The sequence below is a fragment of the Paenibacillus sp. J22R98 genome (assembly GCF_059383835.1).
The window spans coordinates 661,755-676,667 of the sequence record NZ_JBXENW010000001.1 but is presented as its reverse complement, the minus strand read 5'-3'; the positions used below and the strand labels follow the sequence as shown (position 1 = coordinate 676,667).

The window sequence follows — 14,913 nt, the reverse complement described above, 5'->3', positions numbered from 1 at the left end:
TCGGTTCTAGTAGAGCGTCAGGTACTGATCGCGTTCCCACTCGTGGATTTGCGTACGGTACATGTCCCACTCGATTTCTTTAAGCTCATAGAAGTGAGCAAGCGCGTGATCACCAAGCGCTTCACAAATGACTTCGCTGCGAAGCAGCTCTGTCAATGCTTCTTTCAAGTCATCCGGCAAGGTAGGGATGCCCTCTTCGATACGCTCCTCATCCGTCATCACGTAGATGTTACGGTCAGTCGGAGCCGGCAGCGGAGTTTTGTTGCGGATACCATCAAGGCCTGCTTTAAGCATAACAGCAAGAGCCAGGTATGGATTAGCCGCGGGGTCTGGGCTGCGGACTTCTATCCGTGTGCTTAGACCGCGCGAGGCAGGAATACGAATCATCGGGCTGCGGTTACTCGCGGACCATGCTACATAGCAAGGTGCCTCATAGCCAGGAACCAGACGCTTGTACGAGTTTACGGTAGGGTTCGTAATCGCTGAGAAAGCACGTGCATGGTTCAATACACCGGCCATGTAATAACGAGCTATTTGGCTTAGGCCAAGCTTGTCGCTCTCATCGTAGAACGCGTTCACGTTGCCGCGGAACAACGACTGGTGACAGTGCATACCGGAACCATTTACGCCGAATAGCGGTTTAGGCATGAACGAAGCATGCAGTCCGTGCTGGCGAGCAATCGTTTTGACAACCAGCTTGAACGTTTGAATTTGATCGGCTGCTTTAATCGCATCCGCATATTTGAAGTCGATTTCGTGCTGGCCCGGAGCTACCTCATGGTGAGAAGCTTCGATTTCAAAGCCCATTTCTTCCAGTGTCAATACGATTTCACGGCGGCAGTTCTCACCAAGGTCCATCGGAGCAAGGTCGAAGTAACCACCTTGGTCGTTAAGCTCTGTAGTTGGATTGCCTTTCTCATCTGTTTTGAATAGGAAAAATTCCGGTTCCGGACCAACGTTCATTGCAGTAAAGCCAAGCTCTTCCGCTTCCTTCAGAACGCGCTTCAGAATGCCGCGCGGATCTCCGGCAAATGGCGTACCGTCAGGCATATATACGTCACAGATCAGACGGGCAATACGATCCTCTGCAACCCACGGGAATACAACCCATGTATCAAGGTCCGGATAGAGGTACATGTCGGATTCTTCAATCCGCACATATCCTTCGATGGACGAGCCGTCGAACATCATTTTGTTATCGAGTGCCTTTTCCAGCTGACTTACCGGAATTTCGACGTTCTTGATCGTTCCCAGCAAATCGGTGAACTGAAGTCGAATAAACCGGACATTCTGTTCTTTGCAAATACGTCTGATGTCATCTTTGTTGTAGCTCACAGAATCATCTCCTTAAAGGCTAGTTGGTTTGCATCATTTTACTTTTTGTTATAGAAACGGGACAGCTGGCCTTGAATCATCGATGCCTTGCCAGGTCTCTTCTCTAGCAACTGCTGCTTAAGCAATCGATGCAATTGTGCATCGGAGAGCTCACGACGCTTCACTTCCGACAGCTCGCTGACGACTGTCGCGTCTTCGGATTCCTTGGATACAGGGTTCATTACTTGCTTAATGCCCGCAATGTTAACACCCTTCTCGATTAACGATTTAATCTCTAGCAGCCTCTCCACATCGTTGAACGAGAACAGCCGCTGGTTCCCAGACGTACGAGCGGGCACTATCAGTTCATGCTGCTCGTAGTAACGGATTTGCCTCGCGGTCAAGTCGGTCAACTTCATGACGATGCCGATCGGAAAAAGCGCCATATTTCTGCGTATTTCGTCACCCATGTCGCATCAACCTTCCAGTTTCTGATATATGCTACCATTGTACCGCTGTGCCAAAAACGTGTCAAGTCGTGTGAGGTTTAATTACAACCAACTCGCGCTCAGCTAGTACCGTTAAAGCATTCAGAACACCGTATTTGACGTGCGCGTAAGTAAGTCCGCCTTGCATATAAGCAATGTACGGTTCCCGGATCGGAGCATCCGCTGACAGCTCCAAACTGCCGCCCTGCATGAAGGTCCCCGCAGCCATAATAACGGGGTGTTCGTAGCCGGGCATGTCCCATGGTTCCGGCACTACGTGGGCATCAACGGCCGATGCTTTCTGTACGCCCTGTACGAAGGCAATCAGCTGTTCTGCCCGCTCGAAGCGAATCGCTTGGATCAAGTCTGTGCGGGGTGCATCGAAACGCGGATTGCTTTCAAAACCTAACAGTTCGAACATTGCGGCGCCGAAGACGCTGCCCTTAAGCGCTTGTCCGACCAAATGCGGTGCCAAGAACAAGCCTTGGTACATCGCACGAAGCGTGCCGAGCGTAGCTCCAACCTCTCCGCCTATTCCAGGTGCTGTCAATCTGAACGACGTCAGCTCCACAGCTTTCTTCGTACCGGCCACATATCCACCTGTTGGGGCAATACCGCCGCCGGGATTCTTAATCAGCGAACCTGCCATAAGATCAACGCCGACTTCCGTCGGTTCCAGCTCTTCCGTAAATTCGCCGTAACAGTTGTCCACGAAGACGTAGACATCGGGCTTCAACGCCTTCACTTGCTTGACCATCTCTCCGATTTCAGCAACGGTGTACGAAGCACGCCAGTCATATCCGCGCGAGCGCTGAATCCCGATTACTTTGGTGCGCTCTGTCATCCGCGATGCCACGGTTTCCCAATCGATAGAACCATCAGCTAGCGGAGCTACCTCCCCATAGCCAATGCCGAAATCCTGCAAGGAGCCTTTTCCATCACCGGGTTTGCCGATGACTTTATGCAGCGTATCATACGGTTTCCCCGTTATGTATAACAGCTCGTCCCCTGGTCGAAGAAGCCCAAACAATGCGCAGCTGATCGTATGGGTGCCCGATACGAAATGCGGCCTGACAAGCGCCGCCTCCGCGCCCATCACGTCTGCATACACCAGATCCAACACTTCGCGTCCGCGATCGTTATAGCCATATCCGGTCGATCCGTTAAAATGATAATCGCTTACGCGGTGCTTCTGGAAAGCATCAATAACTTTCCACTGATTGCGCTCGCTGATTCCATCGATAGAACGAAAAACAGGGGCGGCCTGCATCTCTGCAGCCTCCGCCCACTTCGTTAATTCCAGCCAATTTTCACTCTCTTGCTGTTTCACTTTCCTCTGACTCTCCTCATGTAACTCAACTTATTCGTTATACTTGCTCCGCATAGGCTGCCAGCCGATGTCCATGCACTTCGAAATCTTGCTTATTCAGCTCTACGGTCAGCTTAATAATGTCCCCATCGACAGCTTGCTCAATGACGTCGCCTGTGCGGTAAGCTAACGCGATCAGATCGCCCCGATCGGCCGGAAGCTTGAATACGCGTGTATCTCCGCTAAGCTTATCCTGGACCGTTTGCAGCAGTCTTTGCAGATCGTCCTTATTGAACGCGCTCATAACCAGGGTATCTTGACCGCCCGCCGCTGCACGTATGAACTGATGATCGTCGCCTGAGCACATATCGATCTTGTTATAGACCATAATCTGCGGTTTGCCGTCAGCGCCAAGCTCGCGCATGATGCTGTTCACGACCGAAATCTGCTCCTCGCGCATTTCAGAGGCGCTGTCAATGACATGAAGCACCAAATCCGCTTCGCATACCTCTTCCAGTGTTGCCCGGAATGCCGCAACCAAATCATGTGGAAGATTCTGGATGAATCCTACCGTATCCGTCAACACCACTTCTTTGCCGCTCGGAAGTTCCAAATTTCTTGAAGTAGGGTCAAGCGTTGCGAACAGCTGGTTCTCAACATACACATCAGCCTGCGTTAATTCTCGCAATAGCGTTGATTTACCCGCATTCGTATAACCGACTAAAGCCACTTGCTGCACGCCGGACTTCCGTCTGCGCTCACGGTGAAGTGTACGATGTTTCACAACCTCATCGAGCACATTCTTCAGATCAGAGATCCGATCCCGGATATGACGGCGATCGGTTTCAAGCTTCGATTCACCGGGACCTCGTGTCCCGATACCGCCGCCAAGCCGCGACAGATTCTTGCCGTGACCGGATAATCGCGGAAGCAAATAGCTAAGCTGAGCAAGCTCAACTTGTATAATCCCCTCGCGGGTCTTAGCACGCTGTGCGAAGATATCAAGAATCAGCTGCGTCCGGTCGATGATTTTCAAATCCAATGCTTCTTCGAGATTACGAACCTGTGCGCCGGAAAGCTCCTGATCGAAGATTGCCGTTGTCGCGCCAAGCTCCTCCGACATCGCCTTCAGTTCTTCGACTTTGCCTTTGCCGATAAACCACTTTGTATCGACTTTCTCTTTGTTCTGCGTCATGGATGCAAGCACTTCTACGCCTGCAGTTTCAGCCAAGCTTACAAGCTCCTGCAAAGAAAGCTCCGGATCGCTTGAGCCCCGTTTAATATTAGGTGTCACTAAACTGACGAGTATCGCTCGGTCCTGTAAATCCGTATCGGTATCATAAGTAGATTGCCGCATCGGTTAATTGCCACTCCTTCATACGTGCCGGTTACTTTTCCCATTTCAGATCTTCCGGTCGAACTGCCATCAGCTCTTGTTTGCCCGGCGATCCTGTAGGATATTGATTCAATAAACGCACCGCTTGGTGCCGAAATGCCTTCTCGATTACATTGCGCACATAACGTGCATTGCTAAACGCAAACATGGTCATCGTTTTCTCTAGCATCAGATGCTGCCGCAGCTTAAATACAGACTGTGGCATGAGCGTATAATCCCGATCCTTGACCATCAGCTCCGCAATTTGAATCAGCTGATCGATCGAGTAATCGGGAAAATCGATTTGTATCGGGAAACGCGATGGAAGTCCGGGATTGGTCAGGAGGAAATGCTCGATTTCGAGGGGATAACCGGCCAAAATCAACACAAATTGGTTCCGATGATCCTCCATGGCTTTGACGAGCGTATCGATCGCTTCTTTCCCAAAATCCTTCTCTCCGCCGCGAGCCAAGCTGTACGCTTCGTCCACAAATAACACGCCGCCCAGCGCCTTGCGCACCAAATCACGTGTTTTCTGCGCCGTATGCCCGATATATTCGCCGACGAGGTCCGCCCGCTCCACTTCGATCATATGCCCCTTGGAGAGCACACCCATCTTGTTAAACAGCTTGGCAACGATTCTCGCAATCGAAGTTTTGCCCGTCCCGGGATTCCCCGTAAAAATCATATGATACACATGCGAACCGCCTGTCAATCCGGCATCTGAACGCATCCGGCTGATCTGCAGCAGCGCATAGATTTCATAAATAAGCAGCTTTACATTATCAAGACCTACCATCGAATCAAGCTCGCGCCCAATTTCGAGAAACGGATCATTGGGAGATAACGGCTTGGCAACCGCTACCGGCTCACTCTCCAGCGCTTGCGCCGAGCTGCTTGTGGATGCATAAGGCTCACTGCTGCGCAGCACCACATTGATCTGCCGCGAAGGTCTGCCGCTGCCGTTCCCTCCTGTTGATACAACTCGTTCGTCCATCTGCTTCATCACCTATCCTTCGCTGAATCATCGGCATAAGCTGCACGTATAATCCATTGTATTCTAGTGATTTCAGCCATATTAACAGTTTTCAAAGGGAACAACACCCTATTCAACATTAGAACGAATTCGGCAGCCTAACACCCATTCGGAGCAGCAGTTCATCCATTTTCCACTTCGTAAAGGCCAGTACTTCGCGAGTTTGATTGAACGTGATAGACAAGACTTGAGACTTCAGTCCAATTGCGGTAGTTGCTGCAGGGTAGTCCAAATACGAAGCGATATCGGCAGCTCTCGGAGCGTGAAAATCATGCGAGATCAGCAGCAGACTCTTCCAGCCCCGCTTCATCGCCAAAGGTTTGCTAAACAGCAGGTTCTCATAGGTGCTTCGGGAATCTTCCTCCAGCACCATTCGTTCAGCCGGAACCCCTTTGGCCACCAAGTAATTACGCATGCCTTCCGCTTCTGAAACCGTTGACCCATTATGATCATGTCCGCCGGACAGAATAAAATACTTGAAGTTGCCCTGCTTGTACAATTGAAAACCTAAATCGAGACGCTCGCGCAGTCCAGGGCTTGGCTGATCAGACCATAGCGCTGCACCGAGAATAATAGCCGCATCCGCTTTGGGTACAGGCTTAGGCATATCGTAGCTGTTAATGACCCACAGCAGATAAGCACACCAGAAAGCGCCTAAGGCCACAACCCAAGCGCAGATCCGCAACAGGAGAACGAATTTGTTCGATCGTTTGCGGGCACTGCGCTTATGAGGCCGTTTAGAAATGACCGTTTGCTTCATGATTCGCTTAGCTCACCGTTCTGGGCAAGTGCCTTCCGATGCTTCAGACTCAGCGTGAAATAACGGAATCGTCCGTTACGTATCGTGGATAAGAGTCGCCCTGCCGTCTTGCGCGCGAGCGCGGCGTCTTTGTTCGTCACCGTTCCTTGGCTTACTGCTTCCTCCAGCTCATCCTCATCAAGAAGAAACACCTCACCGCTAGGCAGCACAACAACATCCAGATACAAATCATCAAACCAAGGCACCTGCTGATCCGTCAGACCTTGTGTCTTGCAAATATCGATATACCATTGGACGACTCGGTTCTTATCATCGAACATCGTCGTTACGACAAAGTGTTCACCGCGAGGAAAATGCTGCATCCACAAATATCCACGGTCAGCCAGGCATAATTTCCGCCCATTGTATTCTTTCCAAAGCGGTTCGCGCAATTCGTGAATGCGGTAGAACGTTACAAGTCCTTTAAACTCGTCTGCGTCCATCGCGAGGCACGTATAGCTTCTTCGCAGGATGCGGCGCCAATTGGCTCGGTCAGAAAATTTTCGTTTCATACGGAACGACCTTTCCGTTAGGATCGCGCCCTTAGATTGCGGCGCAGAACGCGTACAACTGCACGACTATTTCATGTCTAAGTGTCTTGCAGCAGGGTAGAATTACCTCATTAAAAAAAGCTTACCACAACTTACCGTCTATCTCCAGCGACCCGGGAAAATAAACCAAGCCCTCCTTGTCCGAGCACAAAAATAAGGAGAGCAGCACAGGCTGCTCTCCTTATGGGACTACCTTATTTCTCCGAAATGCTGACCGATTCGATCGTTACATCTTCTGTCGGCTTGCTGTCCGTCGCTTCGCCGTTACCGGGTCCAACAGGCGTATTCGCAATTGCAGTTATCGTCTCCATACCCTTCGTCACTTTACCGAAGATGGTATAATTCGGCTGCGAGTTTAGGAAATCAGCGCCTTCACCGGTACAAATGAAGAACTGGCTGCCGCCGCTTTCCGGTTGACCTGTATTCGCCATTGCAAGAATACCGGCTTCAAACTTATGCCCGTTGTTAAACTCATCGGGAATGGTATAGCCGGGACCGCCTGTTCCGTTGCCCAGAGGGTCTCCGCCTTGAATCATGAAATCCTTGATGATCCGATGAAATTTCACCCCATCATAGAACTTCTCTTTCGAGAGAAAAACAAAGCTGTTTACAGTCTGCGGCGCATCCTTCGCGAAGAGCTCTACCGTAAACTCACCTTTGTTCGTCTTGAACGTCGCGTTGTAAGTCTTCTCTTTGTCGATTGCCATAGCAGGCATTTCCGACCAAGACTTCGGCGATTCATCTTCTTCGGCAGCACCGCCGCTCGTGTTGTTACCTACCGCTTCAGTAGGCGTACCTTGGTTCTCTTGAACCGAATTATTAGTTTTGGCTCCACATCCAGCCGTTACGATTAACATGGCTGAAAGGATGAATACGAGTGCAGTCCGGTTCATCATAATCTGAAAATCCTCCAAGTGTTGCGTAATGTTAGTCAGCGTCGATTATTTTGCTGCTTTGTTCAGTTAAGGCGTTGTGGAAGGGGGCGTATTAGTCGCCCCATTCCCGTTCGTGTTCCCGTTGCCGGCATCAGGCTGACCATCCGCAGGAACGGAACCGTCTCCAGGCGTATTGCCGGAGTCGCCCGTGCCATTCCCGGGGTTCGTGCCATTCCCGTTACCGGGCTCGGTCGGCTGTCCGCCGTTTCCAGGCGTTTCGCCGCCGTTACCCGGTGTTTCACCGCCATTGCCCGGAGTCTGACCACCGTTATTCCCATCTCCCGGAGGCGTAGTGCCATCACCCGGCAGCTCTTCGCCCGGAGGGGTTTCATTTCCATCTCCCGGAGGAACTTCCCCGCCAGGCTCTTCCGTTGGCGGCGGCGTAATCTCCGCTTCAGGAATCACTACGGTCAATTGATCGGAAGGTGTCCCTTCCATATCTTTCTTAGCATCGTAGGCCGTTACATAATAAGTGTAACTCATTCCTGGCACAACGCTCATGTCATTAACAACTGATTCTAAAGAATCGAGCAGCTTGGTAAAGGTTTTCTCGCTCGCTTCCTTGCGATAAACACGATACTGTACGCCTTCCCCTTCAATCGGTGACCATGACAGCTTCACAACCGCGCCCGCCTCATCATAAATCGCGTTGAAGTTCGTAATGCCAACCGGTGGTTTCTCTTCCTGAACATCGGAAGGTTTGGCGAAGCTGTCTTTCTTCACGCCTTTAATGGCGTCTTTCATGACTTTCCCGAACATGGCGGCGGATTGCGCGCTGCTCTTCTTGATCATATGATTCTTATCTGTAATATCATAGCCCATCCAAACAACCGCTGTCCATTCAGCCGTATAGCCGGCGAACCAGGCATCCCGATTGTTACCTGTTTTCAAGCCTGGAATACCATGCTGCGTTGTACCCGTTTTGCCTGCTACCGGACGATCGATACGTGCTGCCGTACCGGTACCGCCCTTCTCGGTTACAGCCTGCATCATATCTGTCATATAATAGGCAGTTTCCGGACTCATCAGCTGTTCCGATTGAGGAGCTTCATATTGGTAAAGTACTTCCTCGTTCTTATCGGTAATTTTGGTCAAAGAATGTGGATCTACTGACTTGCCTTCATTTGCGAACGCGCTGTATGCACGTGCCATATCAAACGGAGTTACACCATTGGTTAATCCGCCGAGGCCGATCGCAAGGTTACGGTCTTTGGAGCTGTCGAGCTCGAAGCCCATTTTGTCCGCGAACTTCAGACCGGTTTTCACGCCGATTTCGTTAAGCAGCCACACAGCAGATGCATTGCGAGACTCTTTCAACGACTGACGCATAGCGACAGGTCCGATATATTTCACTTTGTTCGAGTCGGACGGACAATACGAGCCATAGCATGTTTTCACATCCTGCAGAATCGACCATGGGAACCAATCGCCGCTCTCAATCGCCGGTCCGTATACCGTGATTGGCTTAAAAGCCGAACCCGGCTGGCGTGGTTGAACCACCCGATTCAATCCTTTGTTCACATAGTCGCGGCCGCCGATCATCCCTTGAATCTCACCGTTTCGGTGATCAACGATGATCATTGCGCCTTGCTCCTGCTTGTCGTCGACACTCTTCTCGAAGTTGTCGTCGTCTTCAAATTCGCGCGCCATAACCGATTGCGCCTGCGTATTCAGCGTCGTATAAATTTTATAACCGCCGACCCGCAGCTCTTCCTCGGTTAATCCGCTCTTCTCGACGGCTTCATTGACAACATAATCAATGAAAGTTAGGTTGGAATCGTCCGCAGTTTTCGTTTGATTTTCCGGACGCTTATACTCGACAGCCTTCGCTTCATCCATCTCAGCCTGCGTAATATAGCCTTGGTCGAACATAAGCTGCAGAACGACCGAACGGCGCTCTTGCGAGTTAATCGGATTATTAATCGGGTTATAATTGCCCGGCGCTTTCGGAATTGCGGCTAATGTCGCCATTTGCCATAGCTTCAGATCTTTCAGATCCGTGTCAAAATAAAAACTCGCCGCTTCTTTAATCCCATACGCACCTTTACCGAAATAAATCCGGTTCAAGTACATCGTAATAATTTCGTCTTTCGTCTTCTTGTGCTCCAGCGCTACCGCTATAGAGGCTTCTGTCGCTTTACGGAAGAAGGTTTTATCCTGCGTCAGGAACAAGTTCTTCGCGAGCTGCTGGGTAATCGTACTGCCGCCCTCAACCGCGCTGCGGGCAACGATATCCTTGACAATCGCTCTTCCGATCGAATACAGGTCAATCCCGGAATGCTCCTCGAAGCGGCGATCTTCCGTCGCAATGACGGCTTCGCGCATAAGCAACGGAATATCCGCGAATTCCACCGTTTCCCGGTTGCCGCCAGCCTGAGACAGCTTGGTAACTTCATTGCCCTTCGCATCATAAACCGTCGAAGACTCCGGCAATATGAATTTATCTTGGTTCTCGGCAAGAATGCGCTCGCCGTTCAAAATAATCAACAAATAACCGATGATGCCACATACTATGGCAACCGCTCCGGTAAAAAACAACCAGACGGCCCATTTACGTTTTTTGTTGGTTTTCGTTTTCTTACCTTTCTTCTCTACCTTCTTGTTCCTCGTGCTGCGTGGTCCATCAGCCATAAGCTCAGGTCCCCTCCAGTTCTGTCACTCCTAAATTGTGCACTCTCTCTATTTATACCCTATATGAGTAAACGGCAACAGGAGGTTTGAAACATCTTCATCACGTGCTCTCCTGCCCATCAAAAAAAGAACAACCCTGCACGTCGCAAGGGTTGCTCTGTCGTGCCGCTATCCAATTAAACGTTACATGTTCTGAAAAGGTTTCAAAACATGCGCTCCGGAAGTTACGCTTCGTTGTCTTGAACCTGCATGAGCGAAACATTGCGCTGCGGGGTAAAGGTCGAGATCGCATGCTTGTACACCATTTGCTGACGGCCTTCGCTGTCAATGACGATCGTGAAGTTGTCGAATGCTTTGATGACACCGCGAATCTGAAAACCGTTCGTCAAATAAACGGTTACCGGCACGCTGTCTTTGCGGAGTTGGTTCAGAAATGTATCCTGAATGTTGATTGATTTGTTCATTGCGCGTTACCCCCATCGTCAAAAGGTTGGTTAAAAGTATATTCAATATCGATCTTAAACTTTCCTGCTATTATACCATAAATTGCTTGCAAATTCTTGTGAAAATTTTCATCGGTGTCAATCCAGTGGATATCGCCCATATGACGGAACCAGGACAACTGTCTTTTGGCAAACCGTCTTGTATCGCGCTTCAGCAGTTCCACAGCTTCTTCTAGCGTGAGATGACCTTCTAAATAAAGGACAATTTCCTTGTAGCCGAGTCCGTGCATCGACACTGCATTGGTTGGAACACCTTCAGCCAGCAGCCTCTTCACTTCATCCACAAGACCTTCATCCATCATCGCGTCGACTCGCTCATTGATCCGTTCATACAGCTTCGCGCGGTCCATTGTGAGCCCAATAATACAGAGTTCGAACGGGGAAGTCTTTTTCTGTCCTTCCAGCTGCTGCGAAACCGTCGTACCTGTCAAATGATGCACTTCTAACGCGCGAATGACGCGGCGTTGGTCGTTTGGATGCAGCCGATCCGCTGCTTCCGGGTCGACGGCGCGAAGCCGATCATGCAGCGCTTCTGCGCCATGCGCAACCGCATAGAGACGCTGCTCTTCCCGATAGGCATCATCGGAGCCTACTTCGGCAAAATCGTAGCCGTATGCGACGGATTCCACATAAAGGCCTGTACCGCCGACGATAAAAGGCAGCTTCCCGCGGCTCTCAATCTCCGGAATGAGCACGGCACAGCGCTCTTGAAATTCCGCGACTGAGAAAGAATGGGTCGGCTCACAAATATCGATCAAGTGGTGCGGAATTCCTTCCCGCTCCTCCGGTTTGATTTTGGCGGTACCGATGTCCATTCCTTTATACACTTGAATGGAGTCGCCGGATATGATTTCGGCATTGAACGCTTTGGCGAGCTCCAGGCTTAATCTTGTTTTACCGACTGCTGTCGGGCCAATCAGCACAAGCAGCTTCGGCTTGTTACTCTCTGTATGGGTTGTCGCTGAGCTCATGTTGGCAGAATCACTCCGTAAGCTATTTTATTAATATGACGTCGCTCGAAGCCCAGCCGCTCAAATTCATCGCTGCCTTGGTGCTCCTTGAGGACAACCATCTTGCGGGCTACACGGGTGGCCTGACGAACCGATTCTTCCTGAAGCGCATCGTTGTTGGCGAGTCCTCGCAAGGGCTGCAAAGCTGACGAATCATGCATCGGCTTGCGGAACATCGGATCGAAATAAACGATATCTACGCTCTTATCCGGCAAAGCGGCCAGGTAGTCGATGTGGTTCGTAAATTGCATCTCTATACGGCGCAGTGCCGCGTTTACGTCCGCATGCTCGGTCTCGTACGTCTTCAGCCCTTCGCGAACGACGGTGTACAGCATCCGTTCGCTTTCGAGCGCCGTTACGCGGCCTTCCTCACCAACAGCGTAGGCAAACACCAATGCATCTGAGCCCAAACCTGCCGTACAATCGATTACATAATCACCCGGCTGACAGCCGGTGAGCGAGATGAGCGGGTCGGCTTCGCCTTTACGCATTCGTTTTACGCGAACATAAGCCATGCTGGGATGAAAATACAGCGGCTCCTCCGATTCCTCATAATAGCGTAGTCCTCGGTCGTCTGCAACAAGCAGGCGGTTGTCGTTGTATTTCGTTTTGAGTAGGCTGAGCGAGTCTTGTTTACGCGGAACGTAGCGCCCTCCAAGCTCTTCTGCCAGACTTGCGGCATAGGCTGTCTGCTCTGGTGTTGGCTTGTGAGGCGTAGTGACGATCATGACATCACCCGCTTAAACATCTTCTCCAGCTGATAGGTGGTCATATGGACGACAATCGGTCTGCCATGTGGACAGGTGTAAGGCTGGATGCAGGAAGCAAGTCTTCGCAGCAGTCCCTCGCCTTCTTCGCGCGTCAGCCTGTCATTCGCTTTGATCGAGGCTTTGCAGGAGCACATGATCGCAGATTTCTCTCGCATCTTGCCAATATCAATCGCTCCCCGTTCACTGATGAGCCACTCTGCCATCTCTTCGATGACATTGTGCTCCTCGCCTTCAGGCAGCCACTCCGGATAAGAGCGAACTAGGAACGTATGCGCCCCGAACGGTTCGAGCTCTACACCGGCTTCCTGCATGTAATGCAGCTTGCCTTTCAAGGCGGCAGCCTCCGATTGCGTAAATTCCATCGTCAGCGGCACGAGCAGCTGCTGACTAGCCTGCTCCGGCCTGCTGAATTTCTCGAAGAAATATTCATAATTGATCCGTTCATGCGCGGCATGCTGATCAATTAGGAAGAGTCCTTCTTCGTTCTGCGCGATAATGTACGTGCCGTGAAGCTGGCCAATCCAGTACAGCTCGGGAAACGTCGGCGTTGCAGGATCACGCAAAGGCTGAGATTCAGCTGCATAGCTAGATGACACAGCACGTGCGCTGGAGAAGTCATTTGACGAGCTCACGGAGCTGTTCACCTCTGAGTTAGAAGCAAGTGTATGCTCAGAGACGTAATTCGCAGGTACAGTGCTCTGCTCCGCTTGGCTTCCCGCGCTGTTTGGCGCGTAGCCCAGCTCGGATTCCCGTGCAATCGCCCCCTGTGCACTTGGAGGCGCATAGAGTCGTTCGGTCGCATCTTTAGGGATGGCAGCTCGGTTGACTCCTGCTTGCCAATCCGGGGTATAAAATTCGCGCCCCCCTTGCGTGCGAGAGCTGGCATTGTTGCTGCTCCCGTTCGACTGCGCCTTATCCGCCATAGTGGAATTCTCATATGATTGCCGCCCCTGCGGCTGTTGGGGCGCTGGAGCCGTAGCACCGCTTAGACTTGTACTCGCAATAGCTTCTTCAGCAATTTGCAGAGCCGCGGCGATTTCAGCTGCGGATACCGACTGCCCGCTTGATGGGGCTGCCGGTGGAGCAGCTTTCGAGAACGTATCATCCGGTTGGTGGAAAGAGATGCGATCTTGAACGAATAGCGGCTTCGAACGGTCATTTGACGCAGCCGGGCCCGGGATATGCCGCTGCTTACCGAGTGCACGTTTGACGGCTTCTTCAATAAACTCGCGCAATTCGGCCTCTTTGCTGAAGCGCACTTCCATCTTGGAAGGATGGACGTTAACATCCAGCAAGCTCGGATGCATGCCAAGCTCAAGCACAACCAGCGGGAAACGGTTGATCGGAAGCAGCGTGTGATAGGCTTGCATAATCGCTTGGTTGATCACGAAGCTGCGGATGTACCTGCCATTTACGACAATGGTAATCCCGTTGCGGTTCGATCTCGTCTGCTCCGGTTTCGAAATATACCCTTGCAGCTCATAATCCGGATGTTCGCCGGAAACCGGCAGCATCGCCTTTGCCGTCGCCGTGCCGTAGATTGCCGCAAAAGCTTGCAATCGATCGCCGCTCCCGAGCGTGCGAAGCAGCAAACCGCCGTTATGCTTTAATGTAAAGGCAATACCGGGATGTGCGAGGGCAAGGCGGTTCACATAATCCGCAATATGTCCGATCTCCGTTTGGATCGTCTTCATATACTTAAGCCTGGCAGGTGTATTATAAAACAGCTCGCGCACGCTAATATCCGTTCCTTGCGGCGCATTCGCTTCTTCATTGGCGGTAATCGTGCCTCCTTCGATAACAAGCTTGCGGCCAAGTCCGGATTTCTCCGGCGATGACACGCATTCAACGCGGGCTACAGCGGCGATACTCGGAAGTGCTTCGCCGCGGAAGCCGAGGCTTGCTATGCGGAACAAATCTTTGCTGGACGAAATTTTACTCGTTGCATGTCTGTAGAACGCCGTCTCTATATCATCGCCCTCAATGCCGGAACCGTTGTCTGTCACGCGCACAAGGGTTAGACCGCCCTCTTCAATTACGATATCGATGGCACTGCTGCCTGCGTCAACCGCATTCTCTACGAGTTCCTTCACAACGGACGATGGCCGCTCCACCACTTCGCCTGCGGCAATTTGGTTGGCTAATTGCTCGTCCAAAATACGGATTTTGCTCATCTCGACCATACACCTCCT

13 protein-coding genes are annotated in these 14,913 nt (G+C 51.3%); all 13 read right to left on the bottom strand.

From position 1 onward, the window contains the following. Nucleotides 1–6: 6 nt before the first annotated feature. On the bottom strand, nucleotides 7–1,335 hold the full coding sequence (gene glnA, locus AC50Y3_RS03110) for a type I glutamate--ammonia ligase (RefSeq protein ID WP_210658436.1): 1,329 nt from the start codon (nucleotides 1,333–1,335) through the stop codon (nucleotides 7–9). A 38-nt stretch (nucleotides 1,336–1,373) separates the two neighbouring features. Continuing rightward, nucleotides 1,374–1,784, bottom strand: a complete 411-nt coding sequence (locus tag AC50Y3_RS03105) for a MerR family transcriptional regulator (protein WP_090985346.1) — start codon at nucleotides 1,782–1,784, stop codon at nucleotides 1,374–1,376. A gap of 61 nt (nucleotides 1,785–1,845) precedes the next feature. Continuing rightward, the gene (locus AC50Y3_RS03100) at nucleotides 1,846–3,132 is read right to left on the bottom strand and encodes a methionine gamma-lyase family protein (RefSeq protein ID WP_494817287.1); all 1,287 of its coding nucleotides are present in this window, start codon (nucleotides 3,130–3,132) and stop codon (nucleotides 1,846–1,848) included. Between the two features lie 37 nt (nucleotides 3,133–3,169). Next, nucleotides 3,170–4,468, bottom strand: coding sequence for a GTPase HflX (gene hflX / locus AC50Y3_RS03095; RefSeq protein WP_494817286.1), 1,299 nt, complete (start codon nucleotides 4,466–4,468; stop codon nucleotides 3,170–3,172). Nucleotides 4,469–4,499: 31 nt separating this feature from the next. After that, a complete protein-coding gene (locus tag AC50Y3_RS03090; RefSeq protein ID WP_494817285.1) occupies nucleotides 4,500–5,483 on the bottom strand; it encodes an AAA family ATPase in 984 nt (327 codons plus the stop codon). 118 nt (nucleotides 5,484–5,601) lie between these two features. Further along, nucleotides 5,602–6,282 (bottom strand): YdcF family protein, encoded by a 681-nt coding sequence (locus tag AC50Y3_RS03085; protein WP_494817284.1) that lies wholly within the window; start codon nucleotides 6,280–6,282, stop codon nucleotides 5,602–5,604. Beyond that, nucleotides 6,279–6,833 (bottom strand): ribonuclease FAU-1 family protein, encoded by a 555-nt coding sequence (locus AC50Y3_RS03080; RefSeq protein ID WP_090985338.1) that lies wholly within the window; start codon nucleotides 6,831–6,833, stop codon nucleotides 6,279–6,281. Before AC50Y3_RS03080 ends, AC50Y3_RS03085 begins: the two co-directional genes overlap by 4 nt. A 233-nt stretch (nucleotides 6,834–7,066) precedes the next feature. Further along, on the bottom strand, nucleotides 7,067–7,768 hold the full coding sequence (locus AC50Y3_RS03075) for a peptidylprolyl isomerase (protein WP_494817283.1): 702 nt from the start codon (nucleotides 7,766–7,768) through the stop codon (nucleotides 7,067–7,069). Nucleotides 7,769–7,834: 66 nt separating this feature from the next. Beyond that, nucleotides 7,835–10,438, bottom strand: coding sequence for a transglycosylase domain-containing protein (locus AC50Y3_RS03070; RefSeq protein WP_494817282.1), 2,604 nt, complete (start codon nucleotides 10,436–10,438; stop codon nucleotides 7,835–7,837). Between the two features lie 224 nt (nucleotides 10,439–10,662). Next, nucleotides 10,663–10,902 (bottom strand): RNA chaperone Hfq, encoded by a 240-nt coding sequence (gene hfq, locus AC50Y3_RS03065; RefSeq protein ID WP_090635997.1) that lies wholly within the window; start codon nucleotides 10,900–10,902, stop codon nucleotides 10,663–10,665. Next, nucleotides 10,899–11,912: a tRNA (adenosine(37)-N6)-dimethylallyltransferase MiaA gene (miaA, locus tag AC50Y3_RS03060; RefSeq protein WP_494817281.1), complete on the bottom strand. Its 1,014-nt coding sequence runs from the start codon at nucleotides 11,910–11,912 to the stop codon at nucleotides 10,899–10,901. Before miaA ends, hfq begins: the two co-directional genes overlap by 4 nt. Next, entirely contained in the window at nucleotides 11,909–12,679 is a 771-nt protein-coding gene (locus tag AC50Y3_RS03055; protein WP_494817280.1) for a class I SAM-dependent methyltransferase, read from the bottom strand. The genes miaA and AC50Y3_RS03055 overlap by 4 nt, the downstream gene beginning before the upstream one ends. Beyond that, entirely contained in the window at nucleotides 12,676–14,895 is a 2,220-nt protein-coding gene (gene mutL, locus AC50Y3_RS03050) for a DNA mismatch repair endonuclease MutL (RefSeq protein WP_494817279.1), read from the bottom strand. The genes AC50Y3_RS03055 and mutL overlap by 4 nt, the downstream gene beginning before the upstream one ends. Between the last annotated feature and the right edge of the window lie 18 nt (nucleotides 14,896–14,913).

What these genes read in the sequence shown, in the direction of transcription:
- AC50Y3_RS03090 (WP_494817285.1), bottom strand. Translation starts at nt 5,483, where the DNA reads ATGGACGAACGAGTTGTATCAACAGGAGGGAACGGCAGCGGCAGACCT.
- AC50Y3_RS03080 (WP_090985338.1), bottom strand. Translation starts at nt 6,833, where the DNA reads ATGAAACGAAAATTTTCTGACCGAGCCAATTGGCGCCGCATCCTGCGA.
- mutL (WP_494817279.1), bottom strand. Translation starts at nt 14,895, where the DNA reads ATGAGCAAAATCCGTATTTTGGACGAGCAATTAGCCAACCAAATTGCC.
- AC50Y3_RS03085 (WP_494817284.1), bottom strand. Translation starts at nt 6,282, where the DNA reads ATGAAGCAAACGGTCATTTCTAAACGGCCTCATAAGCGCAGTGCCCGC.
- AC50Y3_RS03075 (WP_494817283.1), bottom strand. Translation starts at nt 7,768, where the DNA reads ATGATGAACCGGACTGCACTCGTATTCATCCTTTCAGCCATGTTAATC.
- hfq (WP_090635997.1), bottom strand. Translation starts at nt 10,902, where the DNA reads ATGAACAAATCAATCAACATTCAGGATACATTTCTGAACCAACTCCGC.
- miaA (WP_494817281.1), bottom strand. Translation starts at nt 11,912, where the DNA reads ATGAGCTCAGCGACAACCCATACAGAGAGTAACAAGCCGAAGCTGCTT.
- hflX (WP_494817286.1), bottom strand. Translation starts at nt 4,468, where the DNA reads ATGCGGCAATCTACTTATGATACCGATACGGATTTACAGGACCGAGCG.
- AC50Y3_RS03105 (WP_090985346.1), bottom strand. Translation starts at nt 1,784, where the DNA reads ATGGGTGACGAAATACGCAGAAATATGGCGCTTTTTCCGATCGGCATC.
- AC50Y3_RS03055 (WP_494817280.1), bottom strand. Translation starts at nt 12,679, where the DNA reads ATGATCGTCACTACGCCTCACAAGCCAACACCAGAGCAGACAGCCTAT.
- AC50Y3_RS03070 (WP_494817282.1), bottom strand. Translation starts at nt 10,438, where the DNA reads ATGGCTGATGGACCACGCAGCACGAGGAACAAGAAGGTAGAGAAGAAA.